We start from the raw sequence: 19,631 nt of genomic DNA, 5'->3' as shown, positions 1-19,631 counted from the left end.
ATTACTTTTGATCGCGCTCAAGCCGCTTCTGGTTGGAAAGACGCCAGTTTCTGGCGTCATCGCGATAGCTCAAGGGCCACCTAGAAATTGCGAATGAATCCCAGTCTCGTAGCACTACGAGGTCGCGCTCTAGCGCTTCGGAAGCAGCACCGAGCTCAAAAATCGACCTAGACAGATTCCCTGGCCCAGTCGTTTCTTGTATCTCTGGCAATTCGCCATCAGCTGTACTCTCAAGGCGCTCTGTGGCTCGCTGTAACGCAAGCTTGATGATCGGGTGCCGCTTGCTAGTAACGAGTGGATTATTGTTGACGTAAAAGATCCAATGAGGTCGGTGAGCGCCATCGGCAAGGAAGTTGCCTGTATTCACCATGCTTGCTGCAGCAATATCGTAACAAAGTGGGTGAATTTTCAATCGGCCATCATCGAAGAGCCAGTGAATTTGGGAGCCAATGCAAACGTCATCGGCGTCGACATAGAAACCACCTTCCACCAACAGATAGCACAAGCGAAAGTAGTCGGCTTGCATGGCTGGGTGGTAACACCGATCGAAGGAATACTCGTGGCGGCGACCTAAAGAGCCGCGAATGAACGCCCTCGCACTTCGCTCGTCGAACAAGAGATGCTTGAATCCGCTATCGGTCCAACGCCTCCACGAGGCGATGCACTCTTCTATGTCCGTCGGCAATTCCTGCAGATCGTGCCAAAACTGTACGATGGTCTTAGGCGGACCTTGCACGTAACGATCGCGAGCCATGATCTCCGCGGCAGGGCGCTGAACGAGTCCTCGGATAAACTCCGATCTCTGTCGATGGTGGTCCGGCCCATCCGTCATATCGCTTTTGATCATGATCTATCGTATTAGTTTCAATGCTTGCCATCTGCACGCAAATGTAATGTATAGTTTGAACTACTTCTAGAGAGAAGAACGTATTGGCCTCTCAACGGCGGCTGGTTTGGCGAGCATTGACTGCGCAATCGATTGGAGACAACGGCAGTATGAATATTCTTTCGTTTAACCCAGGGCATGATGGAGCTATCGCCTACCTCAAGGACGCCCGATTAGTAATGTCCATTGAAGCAGAGAAAGACTCGAATTACCGATTCTCACCCATATCAAGTGGCGATGTATTCAACACTCTGAGCGAACTCACTGAAATCCCAGATATCCTTTGCACAGGCGGCTGGTGGCCCCGAGACCAATTTGAATATGTTCGCGGGGCAACCACGCATGCTAGCTACCGCGGCGTATCCAAGAGCGAAGTTATCGTGAGGCAGCGCCATCTCTTGGGGAAGCCGATACACTATTTTTCATCCTCCCATGAGCGCTCTCACATACTTGGCGCGTTCGGGATGTCACCGTTGCCAAAGGGCACTCCTTGCTACGCCTTAGTCTGGGAGGGAGCCATTGGCGCGTTCTATGAAATCGATTCGGATCTGAACATCACGTCGATTGGCGAGGTGCTTGATAAGCCAGGGAATAGATATTCGATGCTTTATGGCTTGGCGGATCCAACTTTTCCAAAAAACACGCCGTACTTTCGAATCTCTGATGCTGGAAAGCTTATGGCCTTGGCCTCATTTTCCAAGCGCAGCGTGCCTTCGCCCGAAGAAAGGATACTACTCGATTTTCTATTAGAGGGGCCGAACCGGCAGCTATGCGAATACGATGATCTCGAACAACTGCCCTACCGTGATGTTGGGGTGGAAGATTTCGAGTTTCGGAATTTCGCTGGCATTTTCAGCGACAAGATTTTCGACATTTTCCATCAGTTCGCTAGAGTCAACTTGAAAAGACGAATGCCGCTTCTCATTGCGGGCGGATGCGGTCTGAACTGCGACTGGAACACGAAGTGGAAGGACACAGGGCTTTTCACTGAAGTCTTCGTACCTCCTGTTGCGAATGATTCGGGCTCAGCGGTCGGAACGGCGATAGACGCCCAGTTTCACTTCACTGGCAATCCAAAAATCGAATGGAATGTATACGCGGGCTTGCCTTTCAACAAAGTCGGCACATTTGATCGGGCGCAGTACGACATCTTCGAGACGAACTACAAGACGATTGCAGAAATGCTTGCGGGCAATCTCGTTCTCGGGTGGGTGAACGGCAAATATGAGATTGGGCCCCGCGCATTGGGTAACCGATCGATTCTCGCGGCACCTTTCAAGGATAGTACGAGAGTACGCTTAAACAACATCAAGCAGCGCGAACAATTTCGCCCAATTGCGCCTGTTTGCCTAGAGGAAGACGCCGCAGCTTGGTTTGGCTGTGACTGGGCGAGTCCTCACATGCTTTTCACACAACGAGCTAAGACGAATGCCTTGGCGGCCGTCACCCACGTTAACGGAACCGCTCGCATTCAGACGGTAACAGCCGGGACTAACAAGCAACTCTATGAGTTGCTTAGCGCATTCAAGATCCTCACGGGGTATGGTGTTCTATGCAATACGTCCCTGAATTTCAGCGGCAGAGGTTTCATAAATAAAATAGACGACCTTTCGACTTATGCCGTGGATCACAGTCTGGATGGCTTCGTGGTAGAGGGTACCGCGTATCTCTTAAAGTCATCCACGTATTATCAGGCCTATCTGAAAAGCGGCGGTATAGTGAATCCAACGCGCATGAAGAGCCACGCTTAGCGTGTTCATCGAGACACAGCCGCAGTTTCCCTTCTCGGCGCCGATCATTGCCAAGGCTGGACTGATAAGCTTTTGTTAGAAACCTTATCAGTTGAAGAACTGACTCCAGTTGCGACCAAAGCTATCAGTTGGCAGACCTACTCCATTTGCCAACGACCTTATCGGTTAGCGGACCGACTCCATTTGCGTAAGTTCTGGGTGAAAACTCTGGGCACCGCAGAAGGCCGCGTCGATTGAGCCGTGTGGGTTTTTAGTGGTCGGGGAGCTCGCCCTTGCAGTGTTCACCTCGCCAGACAGTCTGATTGATCGAAGGCCTTTTTACGTTGATCTTAGCGAGATCAGCGTCCGACAGCGACTGGAAAAGCACGAACGCGGCCATGCGGTGCGCCCCGTCGATCAGACTCATGCCGTCGGCCCGCTGCATGGTGACGGGTGCGCGTGGAAAGGTCCCGTTGTCGCGAATGTAAATCCAAGGCTGCGCCACCCTTTTCTTGGTACTCGCGTCAGCTTGGCCGGCGTTGAATTTGGTCACAATGTCCGAGACATCAGCCTTGGCCTTCGATGCCAGATCGTCAAGACCACAGCGAGTCGTCACCTTCTTCCATGTCACCTGCTTCCACCACGACAGCGGCTTTCCACCGAGAAGCCCGGCCCAACGATGGGCACCAAGCGGCTCCGGCGGCGGCCAACCGCAATCGGGTTCATTAGCGAAGTAAAGCAGCCATTGCTCGATGACATCGTCCGGCCATTCCGGAAGATCCTTCTTGATATCCGCCAGCGAAACCATGCGCCCTCCCCAGGGTCAAAAATCACCCGTTGTCAGCTCACCCGCCGAACCGCCTGCACCACCTTATATAGTGCAAGGCGCCCATGATCATCTCTCGATTGCGGCCTCGACGTGCCCGAAGGCGTAAGGCGGCGCCGGTTGGGCCACACCTTCAACGGACTCAAGCGCCAGCACCGACCCGGCCAACACCTCGAAAGCCGCGCCACCGTGGAGCCGGCGAAGCAGCTCGGAGACGACCATCACGCCTGCGGTCAAGCCAACAAACGGAGCGCCGACTGTCCGGGATGCGAGTTGCGTCAGCCCGCACGCGTCCGCGCCGGCTTCTCGCAGCGCCTCATAGGCCGGCAAGTTTTCGACGCTGTGCGTGGCCGGAGGCGTGTCGCCGCCCCAGATGTTCTCCGCGCGCTCGGAGCCCGGAAAGGTGTGGAGTGACAAACTGCGGAACGCTTCCGGCCCAGCCCCGAGACCGGCCTCGACCACGAGGCCAAAGCCCGGGCGTTCAAGCGCGGCCCGCGCGTTGGGATTATCGACACCGCACAACGCGACGGCAGGGTCATCCGGCGTGCGCGTGGTCCACGGGCCGAACCGGTTTTCAACCACGGCCGTATCGAAGTCGCGCTCGTCAAGCCAGGCGGCGATCCTGCGCGCCTTGCGTTGCCCGACATCTTTGAGGAACGACAGCAGCGAGGTGCTGTCGTTGGAGGTAGTGAGGCGATCATCGTCTTGAAGGACAAGCTTGACGTCCTTGGTATCCGTGTACGGTAACGCCGCCAACGCCCAAGCATAGGCCTGCCCAAGATTGCCGAGCCCAATCAGCCAGAGCCGCGAAGGCAGCCAGCTCAAGGCTGGTTCGGACGGGTCTTGGGCCAGCCAGTCCGCACCCGGATTCCAAAGAGACATGCCAAGCGTGCGGTGCCCGGCCATTGCGTGATCCTTGGCATGGTAGGCGAAGGCTTCGGCCGCGCAGCACGCCGCCGCAAGCATCGGCGTCAGCGGTACCGCGGCCTCGACGATTGCCGCATCACCGGCGCGTGCCGGCACGACGCCACCACGCCACCCCGACCAGGCCAATCGCCACGCCGCCCGCTTCGAGACCGGAGCCGGCACCTTACCGATGACGGCAATCGGCCAGCCCCGCCTGGGGCGTCGGGCCACACGCCCGCCCAGTTCCTTGAGCGCCCGCGTGAGGCTTCCCGGCCGCGTCAGCCGCGTCACCGACTTGGCGTCCTTCGGCACGCCGACGACCGTCACGCCGGCGAGAAAGCTCCGGCGCGCCGCATTGACCAATGTCAACAACGCCACCTGCTCATCGCGCGAGGTCGCAATGTCCGGGCCCACCAGAATGGTGAGGCCGAAGCTCTGCAAGATCGCCATCGCCTCGCCGTGCGTCGCCGCGCGCCCAGAATCCATGAAATATTTTGCGCCGCGATGGAGTGTGGAAGAATCAAGCATGGGAGAGCCTCCTTAAGCCCAGAAGCCGCGATAGAAATACCCACGTGCGTGCCGACCGCCGCGGTTGTGCCAGACGTGATCGCCGACATATTCGTAGACGCCGAGCGCGGCGCGGCCGATCGGCCAGCGCGCGAACTCCGGCACGATGATCGCGATGTGGCCTTCGCGGGCCACCATCGGATTTTGCCGGTCGGAATCACTCTGAAATGCCGAACCCGGGTGGGTATGTGCGTCGGCGACAACCGTCAGGTTCTTTTCGCGGCAGATCGACCACAGCTTCGAGAAGGCGTCGCCGTGCAGCACACACACGCCGCTCGCATAGGCGAGCGGATCGAGTTCGTCGTAAAAGACGGCTTCACGAACAACCTTGCGATCGCCATCATTGACGCCAAGGAGGAAGGCGCCGGCTTCGTGCCGTCTGCCACCGCGCCGTTCGAGCTCAGCAACGATTTTGCGCCAGAGCTTCGGCGCGCACCGCAGCCGGTGGCTAGGCGCTACGAACGCCCGAATAGTCGCTGTCAAAGAAAAGGCCATGAAGCTGCTCCAGGTAACAGATGATTCCGCGATCCGGCTGCCACAGGCGGCTCGGATGTTCGTTGCGCCAGTTGGGGTGCCCTTCGATCGACATGCGATCACAGGGCAGATAGAGGCACTGGCCGTTCTTCCACTCCGGCCGAAAGACCGACGAGACGATCTTTGGCCCGGTCGGCCACCGCGCTCCCGGCAAGGGCCGGTTCGCCGCGTGATCCCACGGCTGCGCCGACGCCGGCGTTGCGCGATAGCCCAAACAGTTGAAGCGAAACTCGAACTGCTCCGGCGCGCCGGGCAGCGGCGGCGCCGCGACCGCGAACATCGCGTACGGCCACTGGGTCGCGAGGTGGCGCCACCGGCCTTCGAGCTCGCCGCACCGAAACGCCGGTGCGGCGAGATCAAATTCAAACAGGACCCGATCGGGAGGCAGGGGCGCGTTCATCGTTAGCCCTCGACCCGCTTTTCCGGCACGAAGTCGAAGCAGAGCGTGCACGGGTGGCCGTGAACCAGCTCGTGCAGCGGCGTGTCTGCCGCCGGCCGCTCCGTCGACCTGCAGATCTGCAGCACGTGCTCGGCGGCGTCCTTCGGGCTCACCTTGAAGGTGTGCGCCGCCCAGGCCTTGACGGCGCGGACCCGTGCGCCGGGCGCGAACTCGTGCTCCGCCGTGCGCTCCAGATAGTGCACCGTCGTCTTGATCCGCTTGCAGCGGCTGACGTGCACACGCGAACCATGGCGAAGACCGTGAACCACATGGCCGTGATCGCCGTGCAGCGGCTCTTCCGCCTCGTCGAGGAAGATGTGCATCTCGGCTTCGAGAACCACACCAGCCGCTTCGATCGCCTTACGGACGTCGCCGAGCGTCGCGGCCTCGATCACCTGCGCCTCGATAACGCCGGGACGCTCGTGAACCTGAATGAAGATGATGTTCTGTGTCATTGCTTTCCTTTCCGGGGTCCAATTGCCCCTCTCAAGGAAAGCGTCGCGGCGGCCAAAAAAGTGGAAGTGCCGTCAAGCCCCGGTGCAGATGAAGTAACTCGGGCAGTTCGGGCAGCGGCGCGCCTCGGGCACCGCGTGAAACGCGCCGCGCTCGATCCCCGTGATCGCCTCGGCGTATTCCGCGATGAGTTTGTCGTCGCTCTTGGGCAGAACCAGCATCACTTCGCCGGTGGCGAGGTAGAAGGCCTCGACCGTAATGCGCCGGCCGGGATACTGCTGCTGCGCGCCCTTCCGCAGAAGCGCGTAGATCCGTTTGCCGGACTCCGACTTGGTCTTCTTACCGGTGCGAATACGCTGAATCCGGACCGAGCCGTCCGCGCCGATCAAGACACGGTCCGGCGTGATGAGCACCTGGCGCCGGCCAACCGGTATCGACCAGTCACGCCGGTCATAGGTGGCCGTCTCCAGCGCGATCGCCTCGGCCATCCTGCGAACCATGCCGTCAGCATTATTGCGATGAAACTTCTCGAAGGCGTGGCCGACCGGGCCGTCTTCCGCCCACACTGCCGCGAGCTGCGCCAGCCCCTCGACGATCGTCTTTGTCCTGCCCGCGGCGCGCTCCGCCTCCAGCCACCCCACGGTCTTATAGACGCAACGATGGAAACGCAGATAGGCAGACTCATCCCGCCCGCCACGCAAGCCATCTATATACTCGTTGCGGTAACGCGCGGGGCATTGCGTGTAGATTTCGAGTTCGCGCTCGGTATAGGCATCTTTTCCGGCGAACGGCGTCAATTCACGTGCTGGCGTATACGTCCGGCCCGAGCCGGCAAATGTTGATGGCGCCACCAAGCCGTTCAAGAACCCCAGAAACTTCGAGGGGTTTGTGTTTCGCTTCTCGGTATATTTTTGCGCATGGCTGATGGACAGCACGTCGCGGGCGCGCGACATGGCGACGAAGAATAGGCACTCCTCTTCGGCGTCGCGCGCGTCCGGCTGCATGACAAGACGGATCAGGGCCGGCGGCGGCTCGATGCGGCCACCGCCGCGCGTGCTCGGCATATATCCCGTTGCGATCACCGGTAGATGGACGCCCCGAAACTCAAGGCCCTTGCTGCCGTGAATGGTCATGACTCGCACCGCGTCAAGATCGGAGGCTTCCGACGAGATGGCGCGGTACGCGGTGTCCTCGTTAAGCGCCTCGATCCGTCTTATCCGATCAAGGAAGCGCTTCCGATTGGTCTGACCCATCGCACCATATTCACCGCAGACTTTCAGGAGCTGGTAAATCGCAATCAACTTCTGCTGCGCGATGGTGCTGTTGCCGGTTGCCAACTTTCGAAGATAGTCGCTTCGCTCAAACAACCATGTGCTCAGAAGCACCCAGGGCGACGCCCGCTGAAGGCCATCGAGCTCCGCGCCAAGACGCTTCAGTCCCGCCCGGCCCGTGGGCGTGAGCGCTTCGATTTCATCGGCACGCTTCAGCGCTTCGAAGTACGACTCTTTCTGCTCGCGCGACCATGCGATCAACGCCAGGATGTCGGGTTTCGGAACCGCGTAGTCGGGGAGTGCCGCAACGCGCAGAAGACCAAGCCCTCCCAGTTCCGCATCGACGCTCAAGAGCGAAAGCAGATCGCGCACTTCCGGCCGCTCGAAAAGATCGCCAAGATAAAGCAGTGGCACGCCCAGTTGTTCGAGAATGCCGGTGATGCGGCCGAGCGTCAGGTGCGAGCGGGCAAGTATAGCCTGCTCGCCATACGGAATACCCGCCGTGCGCAATTGCTCGATCCGGCGCTGAATGGCCTCGCCCTCCGCCGAAAGCGACGGCGTGGCCGTGACCGTGACCGGGTTTCCTACCCCGCGCGTCGGCGTCCAGGTGCCTCCCATCCGGCCACCGCTCATCGACGCGCTAAAGCGCGCGAATGCCTTCACAATCGGCGCGTGGGAACGATAATTGTTGGCCAGCGCGTGGCGCTTCCCGCCAAATGTCTTTTCGAAGGTCGCGACATTGGACGGCTCAGCGCCGCGGAAACGATAGATCGATTGGCGCGGGTCGGCCACGACCCAGACATCGACGCCAGCCTTGGTGAGCGCCCGAAGGAGTTCGGCGCTGGCAAAGTTCACGTCCTGAAACTCATCAACGAGAATGTGCTTGAAACCGGCGACGTAGGCCTGCACCTCCGGGTGGTGCTGGATGAGATCGCAGGCCATCACGACAAGATCGCCAAAATCAACCGCATCAGCGCGCTTCAGCTCTTCCTCGTAGATGCGGTAGATCGCGGCCACTTCCAGCGCACGGTCTGCGTCTTCTTGCTCTTCCTCCGTCCGGGCGGCCTTCTTGAAGGCAATCGCCTCGGCTTCGTAATCCTCGACAGAGATTCTTTCATCCTTGCAGCGCGAGATAACCTTCAGAACCGGCACGAGCTCGTAGGCGGGCTCGTACAGGTTCTGAAAATGCTTCAGCGGCAGTTTCTCAAGGTTAGCTTCGAGGAGCTCGAGCTGTCCCGTCTGGTCAAGCGTGCGCACGTTGACCGTGCGGCCAAAGCGCAGCGGCCATTTGGTCACGAGCTCCAGCCCGAATTGGTGAAACGTACCGACCCACATCTCAATCGAGGCGTCGGGATTCATGGTCGCGATACGCTCGCGCATTTCTTCCGACGCCTTGCGAGAGAAGGTGAGCGCCAGAAAAGACGCAGGTGTTGCGTGCTCGTCCAGTTGCCGTTGAATGCGGCGGACCAAGGTTCGCGTCTTGCCGGTACCCGGCCCGGCTTCCACGAGCAGCGGCCCACCATCCCACATCACCGCAGCTTGCTGACTGTCGTCGAGATCATGCACGATCGACGGTGCGATTTCAGGCGCGGGCCCGATAGGCGGCAAGAGTACGGCGCGAACCATCTGGTTCATCACAAGCGAAACCGGAAGCCCCAGTTCCTTGGCGATGCTCTCGGGCCGCCGGTTTCCGTCTATAAATTGCTCACGAAGCCAATCGCCCGGGCAGAGAAACTCGCCGGCAAAGATGTCGGCTTGCACCTCCTTCCGCTCAGTGGGCGAGTACCCTTCAACCTTGCCCGCGCCGCTATCGACGGGGTCGCCACCCAAGGTGTCGGGGCGCACCGTCACTTCGTTATGCGGATCATGATGCAGGTGGAAGTGCCCGATCTCATGCGCGATAACCACCCGCTCCAGTTCGGGCTCCAGATCTTTCTGAATCCTCACCAATCGAAAGGCGCGGTTCAACGCCCCCAGGGTGCCGGGCGCGAAGTCATGGGGTTCGACTTCGAGGTTATCCGCCGCGAGCGCGGCAGCAAGAACTTTCTCGGCGTGGCGATCGCCCTTTGTTTCCACCAGCGCTTTCGCGTGGCAGGCACGAGCCTTCCTCCGAATATCGACCCAGGCATCCACGCTTAATCTCCCTCAAGCCAATAGCGCACGCGATCAGGCGACATGCGGCTGTTCGCAATAATCTCGTCGCAGGTCCGCCGTTTCAGCGTTGGAGCACCAGTTGACTTGGCATGACCCAAACGTGGGTTCGCCAAAGCAAGATCGAGCGCCCGATCGAAAGCACCAGCCGTGATAGCAAGCGCCTGGCAAACAGCATCCATGAGCCGTTTCCGGATCGGACGCAGCATCGCGCCGTCAAACAGATCGGCTAAAACGCCACGCGCGATATCCATCGCGCGCGCCATTTCAATTACGTCAACGTTGCGCGCCGCCGCGATATCGTGAAACGACGCCGCAACATCCGGCTGTGCGTCTTTCTGCTGTGCGGCGTAGATCGCATTGAGGGCGTTGCTATACGCGGTATTGAGAACGGACTCACTGATGTCCTCCGCTTCCTCAACACGCACAGCCGCTAGGTCGCGCGCGACGGCTGCGTGCGCCCGGATATCGTCGGCATATTTTGGGAAGCGCTCCGTCCATTCCAGAATTTGATCAACGCTCGGCTTTTCGCATGCCTCATGAAAAGCCATCAGCACCCGATCTCTCTCCTTATCTCGAACGTCTTTCATGAGCTCACCTTTTTATTTGTCAGTTCCTTGAACTCGGCGGTGTCCTGCAGGAGCTCGATCATCTCCGCGATCCACACCTCAGCCCATTTCGGCGAGATGCCTACCGCCTGCGCAATCGACAGTGTCCGTTTCGATCCATTCGGCACGTCTTCCATGAAGAGCCGGAAGGCAAGCCGCTTGCGATCGTCCGTGATATGCGACAGCACGCGCTCCACATCCAGATGCTCATCCAGCTGCCGCATCGCATCGAGCAAGGCCGGGGCCGGGTTAGACCTCGGCCCGGCCGAGATCGCATCGTCGCCGTGAAACCCGTCTTCCGCCGGCGGGTCGTGTGTGACCACGAGGTGCGAAACCTCGCGGGCCTTGTCCCGGGCCATCGGCACGGCATCCGGGTCTTCGTTCTTCTTTACCTCGCGGAGCTTGGGCTCCAGCGGAATGCGGCTGTGCTTGTTAGCCAGGGCGATTGCATCGAGGCAGCGAAACTTCACGATACCGCCAAGGCCGCTGCGCATCGTTCTCCCGTCCTCGGAATCCTTGTCCAATAACGAGGTCCAGATACCGCCATGCACCAGAAGGATGATGTCCTCGCCCTTGTTGGGCTTGTTGGTGCCGATGTATCCGCGGGCCATCTTCATGATGACGTCTGACAGATGCTTCGCGATCGAGTTTAATACCCTGGGGTCGGCATCTGGGCCCAGGTCCTGCACTGCGCAAAGCAGGACTTCCGGTCGGTACGTACCTAGTTTTCCTCGCGCCACGGCCGAGCGCCAGCCCTCAAGGTCCCAGGAGGCCGGGGGGGCGTCCTCGCTTTCGTCTGCCATTGGCGGTAGCCTCGCTGTTGAACGCTGTCTCTCAAGGAAAGCGCCGCAGACCCCGAAAAAGTGGAAGTGCGAATATCACAACCTTGGAGCGATCCATTCGATTCCGCAACTCATAAGAAAACATAAGCAATTTCAATTTTTATTTTGCGCCTCGCCCCGCTCGAATCGAGCGTCGCGGCAATCCACACCCGCCTAGAGATTGGAGCGAGCGAAGAAAATCGAACTAGAGCACTTCACTGGGTTATTTTCCCTCTTGGGGCTTTCTTGGGGATCAATCCAACTCAGAGTTGACCGAAAGGTCGGACTCAGCCATAATGAACAAAACAGGAACAATTATTTCTGATGGCTGAACACGTCCACGAACCGCACGTCCCCTGCCCCAAGTGCGGGCACCAAATTCCGCTTACGGAGTCGATTGCGGCACCTTTGTTGGAAGCCGAGCGACGCGGCTTCCAAGCCAAACTTGCCGCGAAAGAAACGGAATTCTCTCGCAAAGCTGACGAATTGCGACAACAGCAAGATGAACTAGCCAAAGCAAGGGCTAACGTCGAAGAGCAGATCAAGCAACGGCTGGAGACCGAACGCAGGCAAGTCGTAGCTGCCGAAGCTAAAAAGGCACGGGACGCTGTGGCTTCAGATCTTCAGGCGCGGGCGAACGAAGTTGCGGAGCTGCAACGGACACTTGAGAGCAATAACATCAAGCTGGCGGAAGCTCAGCAGGCACAGGCCGAGCTAATGCGGAAGCAACGGGCACTTGATGACGAGAAGCGCGAGCTAGATCTGACGATTGAAAAGCGTGTGCAAGCATCTGTCGAGACTGTCCAGACCAAAGCTCGCCAAGAGGCTGACGAGGCGGCTCGGTTGCGAGTCGCCGAGAAGGATCAAACCATTGAGTCAATGGCACGCACTATCGAAGAGCTAAAGCGCAAGGCGGAGCAAGGGTCGCAGCAATCACAAGGCGAGGTCCTAGAACTTGAGCTCGAGGAGCTTTTGCGCGGGCGCTTTCCGACAGACTCAATCGATCCAATCGGCAAAGGCGAGCTTGGTGCAGACGTCATGCAGCAAGTGAACGGAGCTATCGGCCAGCCTGCCGGCATCATTCTTTGGGAAACTAAGCGCACGAAAGCCTGGAGTGACGGGTGGCTTGCCAAATTGCGGGATGATCAGCGCCGATCCGGTGCCGATGTAGCCCTAATTGTCTCTAAAGCCTTACCCAAGTATGTCGAGCAATTCGACTTGGTCGATGGCGTTTGGGTCGCTCATCCTCGTTGTGCTCTTCCAGTCGCAGTAGCCCTCCGCCAAGGTCTAATTGACGTGAGCAGCTCACGATTGCTCCAGCAGGGTCAGCAAACGAAGATGGAGCAGGTGTATCACTATCTGACCGGCACCAAGTTTCGGCAACGCGTGGACGCCGTCGTTGAAAAATTCAACGATATGCGGGACGACCTCGACAAGGAACGCAAATTCATGGGGCGTCAGTGGGCCAAGCGAGAAACACAAATACTGTCCGTGCTCGACTCCACAGTAGGGATGGTCGGTGACCTCCAGGCAATCGCTGGCAAGGCAATGCCGGAGATCCCGAGCCTGGATATGCCACTGCTTGAAGACTTTGGTGAACCAGACCGCAAAGCCGGATAGGCTTTGGAAGGGGCACCATCATCGGTCATTGTCACTACTGATAAGCTTTCTCTCAAAAGCTTATCAGTTCTTGTTGAGGCCAGCCTTCCTGAGTTCGAGCACCGGGATCTTGCAAAGCTCTCTATAGAGCGCCTCCACGGGAAATTCGCCGTACGAGTCGGCGACCGACTTCGATCCATGGCCTGTGATCGCATTTAGAATGTCTTGCGCCAGCCCATGCTTTCGTCCGAGCGTTTTGATCCGGTGACGCCAAGAATGGCTTGGGGACAGTCGAGGGTCCTTCAACCCAAGCCGACGCACAAACCTTCCGATCATCTTGGTCCCATTGCCACCGCGCTTGCCGAACTTGTCTGGAGAAAGCTCGGCGAACAGAGGACCGGGCTTGACCCGAGCAACGAAGCTGAGAAAACCACTCTCAATCAGCGCCGGGTGAACGGGGACTACTCGCTCCGATCCAGAAGTCTTGAGCGAGCCTGCTTCCGGCACGAACTTCATGCACCAGACGTCTTCAATCTGTAGAACGTCTTCTCGTCGCAGCTGACAGATCTCGGAAAGTCGCGCCCCAGTGTATGCGCCGATCCAAGGGACCCACCTCTTGACCGGATCGTTCTCCGAGCGCGCGGCCTGGAGGATGGTCTTTGCCTCCTCATCATTGAAGCTTCGCTTGCGCTCTCCTTGCTTGGCTCTGACTTCAAGAGAAATGCCTTCGGCAGCATTTGAGCTGAGAAGCTTATTCTGGACGCCCCATTGCAGGATCGCGCGCGCCGGCGAAAGCTTTGCACTCTGAATAGTCTTCGCCCGCAGTCCCGAGGCCACCAACGCTCGTTTCCAGTCGACGAGATTCTCCGCCGTTAGGTGACGGGCATCTGTATGCCCAAGATATTTCTCTAGTTCCCGGATGACGCGCGACCATTCGTAAACAGTCTTGGCGACCGGCCGCCGCTCGGCTTTCCATCCATCCAGAAGATCCTGGAATGTGACGGCTCGTCCTGGCGAGCGAGCGACGGGCGCGCCCGGCGATACCGACAAAGTCGGGAAGGGAAACTCTGCGACAGTTTCCCCTCTTGCCAGCTTGGCTAGCACCAGACTTGCGCGCTGTATGGCAGCGCCAATGGCGCGCGCCATTGTCCGTCGATTCTGCCAATCCACAGAAAACCCGTGAGCGCTCAGGTAGCCGTCCGCGGCTTCCAAACAGGCCTGCTCCATTCGAGCAATCTGGTGCAATTCCGGCTCGGGCGAGAAGAAATCGACCGACTGCGCACGAGCCGTGTCTTTTTCCTCCCTGGTCGGGGGTGGGCCAAAGAGCCGATCGCCAACTCCAATGTCCCAGTTGGTCTGTTGGCTCGGATTATCCCTGTATTGCTCCAACCAGCGATCATACGAGACGATAGCCAGTTGGTGCGCTTCACGCTCAGACAGAGGTTTCGGCCCCGCACGCAGATTGGCCCACCGAGCCTCGAGCTCGGCGAGCGCCTTGGCATGACGCACCTTGGCTTCCGCCGGGTCGCGGGTCTGAAGGCTGACCTTCTCCTCGCGCTTGCCGACAATTTGGCGGAGCTCCTCCGGTACGACTTTTCGGAGCTGATAGATCCCGGTTTTCGGGTGCTTCCAGGGACGTGACATTGCAAGCGGCATTGTACCACCGTTTTGTACCAAAACCGTAGCGCTAAGCCGTTGAATTTGCTGAAATGCTTTGGATATCAGGCTCTTAAAAGAGCCGTGGTGCCCAGGGGCGGAATCGAACCACCGACACTGCGATTTTCAGTCGCATGCTCTACCAACTGAGCTACCTGGGCGTGCTCCAAAGAGGGGCCAAAGCCCATCGAGCGGGCGGTTTATAGTGGGCTGAAGGCTGCCTGTCCACCCGGCTTCGCCAAGTGGCTTCGCCGGGCGCGGCCCGGCTGTGCACAAGGCGGGACGTGGCTTGGAGGAAACGGCGCGCCGCGGCGCATTGAGAATTTAAATAGTTGATAGAACAGGGCTATTCTTCGCCATCTGCCTCGTCATCCCGGCCGGGAATGACATAGGAGCCTTTCAGCCAACGGTTCAGATCGACGTCGCGGCAGCGCGAGGAGCAGAACGGGCGGGTGGCCTCGGACTGCGGCTTGCCGCAGATCGGGCAGGTTTTGGGGCTTGCGGGCTTTTTCACCTGGTCGTCCATGAAGTGCTCAGCTGACACATGTGAGCCAGTTCAAGAGCCTGTCGCCAAAGGGGTTCCTCCGGCGAAGGCGCAGGCGTCCCGGCCAGGTCGCGCGGGGCAATTCTACTGTGCATGGGGTTGTTTTCGAGATTTTTTGCAGGAGCGGCTTGTCGGCTCAGATGGCGGTGGCGTTGAGCCAGCCGAAGCGGATCGGGAAACCTTCGCCGCCAAGCAGCGTGGTGGTCTCGTAGAGCGGCAGGCCAACCACGTTGGTGTAGGACCCCACCATCTTGACCACGAACGACCCGGCGATGCCCTGCACGGCGTAGCCGCCGGCTTTGCCGCGCCATTCGCCGGAGCCGATATAGGCCTGGATGTCGTCCTCCGAGAGGCGCTTGAAGCGGACGCGGGTCTCGACCAGGCGCTGGCGGAACGCCTCGCGCGGCGTCACCAGGGTGATCGCGGTGTAGACGCGGTGGTTACGGCCCGACAGCAGCCGCAGGCACTGCGCGGCCTCGTCGACGAGGTTGGCCTTGGGCAGGATGCGGCGGCCGACCGCCACCACCGTGTCGGCGGAGAGGATGAAGGCGCCGCGCAGCTCGTCGTCGAGTTGCACCGATTTGAGCGCCGCATCGGCCTTGGCCCGCGCGAGCCGGTTGGCGCAGGCGCGCGGCAGCTCGCCCCGCTTCGGCGTCTCGTCGACGTCGGCGGGCCGGAGCGCGTCCGGCTCGATGCCGGCCTGGTTGAGCAGCGACAGGCGCCGCGGCGAACCGGAGGCGAGAACGAATTTGGGGCGGCCGAGCATCAGGTGATTTGGGGAATGAAGCAGGGGGTGAATTGCGCGCGGAACCTATCGGACGGGGGCTGATTTCACAACCCGGGAACCCGGACTTTACTGATTCGACGGGTACAGGATGCGTGTGCCCGCAGTCTGTGACGCGGGTGTTACGGGCGCCAAATGCTAGCCGTTTGCCGCGCCCACCTTCGAAAATCGCCGGCGGATGCGCAGCAGGAGCTGGTCGCAGACGTCGCGATAGGCAGCCAACTTCTGGTCGCGGCTGCCTTCCATGGTGGTCGGATCAAGCGTCGGCCAATACTCGACGTCGGCGGCAAGCGTGCGGGTCAGCTCCAGCGCCTTGTGATGCGCCTCCGGCGACAGCGTGATGATCAGGTCGAAATTGAGCCCCTCCCAATCCTCCAATTCCTCGAAGGTCTGCGGCTTGTGGGTGGAGATGTCCTGGCCGAGCTCGGCCATCACGGACACCGCGAACGGATCGAGCTCGCCGCGCCTGGCGCCGGCCGACTTCACGTAGAGGCCCTGCGGAAACATGTGCCGCAGCAGGCTCTCCGCCATCGGCGAGCGCACGCTGTTCATGGCGCAGGCGAACAGCACCGATTGCGGATCGCGTGCGCGTGGCGGACCCGCCATCGCGCTTAACCCTTCCAGTGCAGGACAGTAATGAGCGTGAACAGCCGGCGCGAGGTCTCGAAATCGACCCGCACCTTGCCCTTCAAGCGCTCCTGCAGCGTACGTGAGCCCTCGTCATGGATGCCGCGGCGGCCCATGTCGATGGCCTCGATCTTGTCCGGCGTCGCCGTGCGGATCGCCTGGTAGTAGCTGTCGCAGATCATGAAATAATCCTTCACGATCCGCCGGAACGGCGTCAGCGACAACAGATGCGCAACCACGGGCGTGCCGTCCTCGCGGCGAATGTCGAACATCAGCCGGCTGCCGGTGATGCCGATATGCAGCGTGAACGGCCCCTTTCCGTCGGCGCCCTCCGGCGCGAACAAATTCTGCTCGATCAAATCGTAGATCGCGATCGCGCGCTCATGCTCGATGTCGGGCCCGGAACGGCCGATCGAGTCCTCGTCGAGCGTGACGCCGACGATGCGATTGGTCGAGTCGTCCTGTTCGGGCGGCTGGGTCATGACAAATTGAGGCGCAATCCAATCGAGCGCGAATGAGCATCTAGCCCCTCCGCCTTACCGAGAATCATCGCGGCCGGACCCAGCGCACGCAGCTGATCCGGGCCGCATTTCAGGATCGAGGTGCGCTTGAGGAAATCGTGCACCGAAAGACCCGACGAGAATCGTGCCGAGCGCGCCGTCGGCAGCACGTGGTTGGAGCCGCCGACATAGTCGCCGATCGCCTCCGGTGTATGCGGCCCGAGGAACACGGCGCCGGCGTTGCGGATCCTTGCGGCGAGCGCGTCGGGATCTTGCGTCATGATCTCGAGATGCTCGGCGGCAATCGCATCCGCAAGCGGAATGGCGTCGTTGAGGTTCTTCACCATGATGATGGCGCCGAAATCGGCCCACGAGGCGCTGGCGATCGCGGCGCGCGGCAGCGTCTTCAACTGCGCCTCGACGGCCTTTTCGACATCGGCGGCAAGGCGCGCGGAATCGGTAATCAGGATCGACTGCGCGCTGGCATCGTGCTCGGCCTGCGCCAGCAGGTCGGCGGCAATCCAGTCGGCATTGCCGGTGTCATCGGCGATGACGAGCACCTCCGAGGGACCGGCGATCATGTCGATGCCGACTTTGCCGAACACGAGCCGCTTTGCCGCGGCGACATAGGCGTTGCCGGGCCCGACGATTTTGGCGACAGGCGCGATCGTCGCGGTACCATGTGCGAGCGCGGCAATCGCCTGCGCGCCGCCGACGCGATAGATCTCGGTGACGCCGCCAAGCTTTGCTGCCGCCAGCACCAGCGGGTTGAGCTTGCCGTCGGGCGAGGGCACCACCATGACGAGACGCGTCACGCCGGCGACCTTTGCCGGCACCGCATTCATCAGCACCGAGGACGGATAGGCCGCGGTGCCGCCGGGCACGTAGAGGCCGGCGGATTCGATCGCGGTGTAGCGCCAGCCGAGCTCGACGCCGAGCTGATCGGTGAAGCGCTCGTCCTTCGGCAGTTGGCGGCTGTGATAGCTCTCGATGCGATCGCGCGCGAACTTGAGCGCATCCAGCGTCGCTGCATCGCAGGCTTTCACCGCGGTCTCGATCTCGGCGGCGGTGACGCGCAGGCCGGATGCATCCAGCGTCAACCGGTCGAACTTTGCCGTGGCCTCGAGCAGGGCGGCATCGCCCCGCTTCGCCACGTCGTCGACGATGGCACGCGCGGCCGCCTCGACATCGGCCGAGGCCTCTCGCTTGGCGGCGAGGAAGGCCCCGAATCGCTGGTCAAAATCGGCGCTGCTGCGGTCGAGACGAACGGGCATTTTGCGATGATCTTTTGGTTGGGCTTTAGGGGCAGATTGGCTCACCCGCCCCCTGCTCAATGGCGCGACGGCCCCCCGCCGTCAACCCTTGAGAGGTGTCGTCCCGGCGAAGGCCGGGACCCATAACCACCAACGGGAATTATCGAGCGATACGGAGCCACGTCTTGTTTCAACAACCAAACCCTGGGGTTATGGGTCTCCCGACCTTCGCCGGGACGACACTGAATATGTGGCATGTAGTATCCATCCCTCACCCCTCCCCTTCAGCCTCCAACCCCGTGCCCAGCTGATCCGCCCCCAGATCCGTCAGCTCGCATTCAAGGCATTCGACGTCGAGGCGGATGGCGCCGCCTTGGGCAAACAGCAGCAGCGCGCTCCCGCCGGGGGCATCCTGGCCGTGGAATTCGATGCCGACGAGGTCCAGGACAGTGTCCAGCGCGTCGAGGTCGATGTTGCGCGACTTGCAGGCGAGCACGCGGTCGAAACGGAGGGCGGCCACCAGCCTGCGCGGCTCGGCCTCGCCGTCCAGCGTCTGCTCCCAGTCCAACCGGCTCATGCCGACGACCAGCCGCTTTTCGCTCTGCCGCCAGATGATGTCGGAGGGCTGCACGCGGGCGTCCTGGACGTGGGCCGAGATCACGGAGAGGTCGTCGGCGTCGAGTGCGATCAGTTTGAGCTGGGGAGACATCGACGGCGCTTTCTCCTTCGGGCGGACGGGGCTCAACGCGCGCAGGCGGCGAAATTTCCCTAGAACTAACGCCCCACTGGACTAGAGGCCATTGATATCCTCCATCTCCAGCACCTTTCGCGGATACCCCTCCCGCGCAACCCGGATCATGGCGCGGCCGATCTGCTCGGTCGAGGTGACGAGTCGCGGCGAGAGCCGGCGTAGCACCGACCACAGCGGCCAGGTTGCCGCATACACGGCCTGCACCCACGCGGTCTTGGAGCGAGCACCGTGGAGGGGTTGGATCGCTCCGGGCCGGAACATGTAGGCCGCCTTGAACGGAAGCTTGAGCAGATCGTTCTCGGTCTTGCCCTTGATCCGCGCCCACATCCGCGAACCCTGCTCCGTTGAATCAGTGCCGGCGCCCGTGACATAGACAAACGTCATCTGCGGATTGAGTCGGGTCAGCACGGTCGCCGCTGTGAGCGTGAGGTCATAGGTGAGATGACGGTAGCGCTCCTCGCTCATGCCGATCGAGGAGACGCCGAGGCAGAAGAAGCAGGCATCGAAGCCGGTGAGCTGCGCTTCGATCGCCGAGTAGTCCGTGAAATCGCCGTGCGTGATCTCCGTGAGCTTGGCGTTGCGCACGCCGGTCGGGCTGCGGCCGATCGCGACCACGCGGTCGATGCCGGCATCGACCAGGCATTCGCGCAAGACGCCCTGCCCGACCATGCCGGTCGCGCCGAAGATGATGATCTGCATCGGGACCTCCCCGACAGGCTCGCGGC

19 protein-coding genes and 1 tRNA gene are annotated in these 19,631 nt (G+C 60.6%); 2 read left to right on the top strand and 18 right to left on the bottom strand.

Annotated elements, in window-relative coordinates:
- Nucleotide 1: 1 nt before the first annotated feature.
- Nucleotides 2-847 (bottom strand): glycosyltransferase family 32 protein, encoded by an 846-nt coding sequence (locus ACVIN2_RS23790; RefSeq protein WP_456767406.1) that lies wholly within the window; start codon nt 845-847, stop codon nt 2-4.
- 149 nt (nt 848-996) lie between these two features.
- Here ACVIN2_RS23790 and ACVIN2_RS23785 point away from each other — a divergent pair, with 149 nt between their 5' ends.
- Nucleotides 997-2,637, top strand: coding sequence for a carbamoyltransferase C-terminal domain-containing protein (locus ACVIN2_RS23785; protein ID WP_456767405.1), 1,641 nt, complete (start codon nt 997-999; stop codon nt 2,635-2,637).
- Nucleotides 2,638-2,887: 250 nt separating this feature from the next.
- On the opposite strand, the gene ACVIN2_RS23780 is transcribed toward ACVIN2_RS23785, so the two are convergent.
- The 8 genes from ACVIN2_RS23780 to ACVIN2_RS23745 all read right to left on the bottom strand — a co-directional run bounded on the left by ACVIN2_RS23780 (nt 2,888) and on the right by ACVIN2_RS23745 (nt 11,174).
- Nucleotides 2,888-3,424 (bottom strand): hypothetical protein, encoded by a 537-nt coding sequence (locus ACVIN2_RS23780; protein ID WP_456767404.1) that lies wholly within the window; start codon nt 3,422-3,424, stop codon nt 2,888-2,890.
- 87 nt (nt 3,425-3,511) lie between these two features.
- Complete coding sequence (locus ACVIN2_RS23775) at nt 3,512-4,876, bottom strand: hypothetical protein (RefSeq protein WP_456767403.1); 1,365 nt, start codon at nt 4,874-4,876, stop codon at nt 3,512-3,514.
- A 12-nt stretch (nt 4,877-4,888) separates the two neighbouring features.
- On the bottom strand, nt 4,889-5,410 hold the full coding sequence (locus ACVIN2_RS23770) for a hypothetical protein (protein WP_456767402.1): 522 nt from the start codon (nt 5,408-5,410) through the stop codon (nt 4,889-4,891).
- Nucleotides 5,364-5,849, bottom strand: coding sequence for a DUF7665 family protein (locus tag ACVIN2_RS23765; RefSeq protein ID WP_456767401.1), 486 nt, complete (start codon nt 5,847-5,849; stop codon nt 5,364-5,366). The genes ACVIN2_RS23770 and ACVIN2_RS23765 overlap by 47 nt, the downstream gene beginning before the upstream one ends.
- A gap of 2 nt (nt 5,850-5,851) precedes the next feature.
- Nucleotides 5,852-6,343, bottom strand: a complete 492-nt coding sequence (locus ACVIN2_RS23760) for a hypothetical protein (protein WP_456767400.1) — start codon at nt 6,341-6,343, stop codon at nt 5,852-5,854.
- Between the two features lie 72 nt (nt 6,344-6,415).
- Entirely contained in the window at nt 6,416-9,745 is a 3,330-nt protein-coding gene (locus tag ACVIN2_RS23755) for a UvrD-helicase domain-containing protein (RefSeq protein ID WP_456767399.1), read from the bottom strand.
- A 2-nt stretch (nt 9,746-9,747) separates the two neighbouring features.
- Nucleotides 9,748-10,353 carry a hypothetical protein gene (locus ACVIN2_RS23750; protein WP_247773163.1) on the bottom strand — a complete coding sequence of 202 codons (606 nt, stop codon included), beginning with the start codon at nt 10,351-10,353 and terminating at the stop codon, nt 9,748-9,750.
- Nucleotides 10,350-11,174 carry a hypothetical protein gene (locus ACVIN2_RS23745; protein WP_456767398.1) on the bottom strand — a complete coding sequence of 275 codons (825 nt, stop codon included), beginning with the start codon at nt 11,172-11,174 and terminating at the stop codon, nt 10,350-10,352. The genes ACVIN2_RS23750 and ACVIN2_RS23745 overlap by 4 nt, the downstream gene beginning before the upstream one ends.
- Before the next feature lie 342 nt (nt 11,175-11,516).
- Between ACVIN2_RS23745 and ACVIN2_RS23740 the strand changes: the two genes are divergently transcribed.
- On the top strand, nt 11,517-12,812 hold the full coding sequence (locus ACVIN2_RS23740) for a DUF2130 domain-containing protein (protein ID WP_456767397.1): 1,296 nt from the start codon (nt 11,517-11,519) through the stop codon (nt 12,810-12,812).
- Between the two features lie 63 nt (nt 12,813-12,875).
- On the opposite strand, the gene ACVIN2_RS23735 is transcribed toward ACVIN2_RS23740, so the two are convergent.
- The 9 genes from ACVIN2_RS23735 to ACVIN2_RS23695 form a co-directional block, all read right to left on the bottom strand.
- The gene (locus ACVIN2_RS23735; RefSeq protein ID WP_456767396.1) at nt 12,876-14,447 is read right to left on the bottom strand and encodes a DUF6538 domain-containing protein; all 1,572 of its coding nucleotides are present in this window, start codon (nt 14,445-14,447) and stop codon (nt 12,876-12,878) included.
- Between the two features lie 85 nt (nt 14,448-14,532).
- Nucleotides 14,533-14,608, bottom strand: a tRNA-Phe gene (locus tag ACVIN2_RS23730).
- Between the two features lie 185 nt (nt 14,609-14,793).
- Nucleotides 14,794-14,973: a DNA gyrase inhibitor YacG gene (yacG, locus tag ACVIN2_RS23725; protein WP_456767395.1), complete on the bottom strand. Its 180-nt coding sequence runs from the start codon at nt 14,971-14,973 to the stop codon at nt 14,794-14,796.
- Between the two features lie 154 nt (nt 14,974-15,127).
- Nucleotides 15,128-15,757: a Maf-like protein gene (locus ACVIN2_RS23720; protein ID WP_027565713.1), complete on the bottom strand. Its 630-nt coding sequence runs from the start codon at nt 15,755-15,757 to the stop codon at nt 15,128-15,130.
- A gap of 156 nt (nt 15,758-15,913) precedes the next feature.
- Nucleotides 15,914-16,381: an arsenate-mycothiol transferase ArsC gene (locus ACVIN2_RS23715; RefSeq protein WP_219682453.1), complete on the bottom strand. Its 468-nt coding sequence runs from the start codon at nt 16,379-16,381 to the stop codon at nt 15,914-15,916.
- 5 nt (nt 16,382-16,386) lie between these two features.
- Nucleotides 16,387-16,884, bottom strand: coding sequence for a UPF0262 family protein (locus ACVIN2_RS23710; RefSeq protein WP_018453111.1), 498 nt, complete (start codon nt 16,882-16,884; stop codon nt 16,387-16,389).
- On the bottom strand, nt 16,881-18,176 hold the full coding sequence (hisD, locus tag ACVIN2_RS23705) for a histidinol dehydrogenase (protein WP_456767394.1): 1,296 nt from the start codon (nt 18,174-18,176) through the stop codon (nt 16,881-16,883). Before hisD ends, ACVIN2_RS23710 begins: the two co-directional genes overlap by 4 nt.
- 250 nt (nt 18,177-18,426) lie before the next feature.
- Complete coding sequence (locus tag ACVIN2_RS23700) at nt 18,427-18,864, bottom strand: DUF2948 family protein (protein ID WP_456767393.1); 438 nt, start codon at nt 18,862-18,864, stop codon at nt 18,427-18,429.
- 81 nt (nt 18,865-18,945) lie between these two features.
- On the bottom strand, nt 18,946-19,605 hold the full coding sequence (locus ACVIN2_RS23695; RefSeq protein ID WP_456767392.1) for an NAD(P)H-binding protein: 660 nt from the start codon (nt 19,603-19,605) through the stop codon (nt 18,946-18,948).
- Between the last annotated feature and the right edge of the window lie 26 nt (nt 19,606-19,631).

It is taken from the genome of Bradyrhizobium sp. USDA 3650 (genome assembly GCF_054057395.1).
Note: the sequence above shows the minus strand (reverse complement) of the source record. Positions and strands in the feature narration are given on the sequence as shown.

Bases quoted from the DNA above. Each gene is read 5' to 3' on its own strand.
- ACVIN2_RS23710 (WP_018453111.1), bottom strand. From the start codon at position 16,884: ATGACCCAGCCGCCCGAACAGGACGACTCGACCAATCGCATCGTCGGC.
- ACVIN2_RS23695 (WP_456767392.1), bottom strand. From the start codon at position 19,605: ATGCAGATCATCATCTTCGGCGCGACCGGCATGGTCGGGCAGGGCGTC.
- ACVIN2_RS23720 (WP_027565713.1), bottom strand. From the start codon at position 15,757: ATGCTCGGCCGCCCCAAATTCGTTCTCGCCTCCGGTTCGCCGCGGCGC.
- hisD (WP_456767394.1), bottom strand. From the start codon at position 18,176: ATGCCCGTTCGTCTCGACCGCAGCAGCGCCGATTTTGACCAGCGATTC.
- ACVIN2_RS23790 (WP_456767406.1), bottom strand. From the start codon at position 847: ATGATCAAAAGCGATATGACGGATGGGCCGGACCACCATCGACAGAGA.
- ACVIN2_RS23785 (WP_456767405.1), top strand. From the start codon at position 997: ATGAATATTCTTTCGTTTAACCCAGGGCATGATGGAGCTATCGCCTAC.
- ACVIN2_RS23735 (WP_456767396.1), bottom strand. From the start codon at position 14,447: ATGCCGCTTGCAATGTCACGTCCCTGGAAGCACCCGAAAACCGGGATC.
- ACVIN2_RS23745 (WP_456767398.1), bottom strand. From the start codon at position 11,174: ATGGCAGACGAAAGCGAGGACGCCCCCCCGGCCTCCTGGGACCTTGAG.
- ACVIN2_RS23780 (WP_456767404.1), bottom strand. From the start codon at position 3,424: ATGGTTTCGCTGGCGGATATCAAGAAGGATCTTCCGGAATGGCCGGAC.
- ACVIN2_RS23750 (WP_247773163.1), bottom strand. From the start codon at position 10,353: ATGAAAGACGTTCGAGATAAGGAGAGAGATCGGGTGCTGATGGCTTTT.
- yacG (WP_456767395.1), bottom strand. From the start codon at position 14,973: ATGGACGACCAGGTGAAAAAGCCCGCAAGCCCCAAAACCTGCCCGATC.
- ACVIN2_RS23760 (WP_456767400.1), bottom strand. From the start codon at position 6,343: ATGACACAGAACATCATCTTCATTCAGGTTCACGAGCGTCCCGGCGTT.
- ACVIN2_RS23740 (WP_456767397.1), top strand. From the start codon at position 11,517: ATGGCTGAACACGTCCACGAACCGCACGTCCCCTGCCCCAAGTGCGGG.
- ACVIN2_RS23700 (WP_456767393.1), bottom strand. From the start codon at position 18,864: ATGTCTCCCCAGCTCAAACTGATCGCACTCGACGCCGACGACCTCTCC.
- ACVIN2_RS23765 (WP_456767401.1), bottom strand. From the start codon at position 5,849: ATGAACGCGCCCCTGCCTCCCGATCGGGTCCTGTTTGAATTTGATCTC.
- ACVIN2_RS23715 (WP_219682453.1), bottom strand. From the start codon at position 16,381: ATGGCGGGTCCGCCACGCGCACGCGATCCGCAATCGGTGCTGTTCGCC.
- ACVIN2_RS23775 (WP_456767403.1), bottom strand. From the start codon at position 4,876: ATGCTTGATTCTTCCACACTCCATCGCGGCGCAAAATATTTCATGGAT.
- ACVIN2_RS23770 (WP_456767402.1), bottom strand. From the start codon at position 5,410: ATGGCCTTTTCTTTGACAGCGACTATTCGGGCGTTCGTAGCGCCTAGC.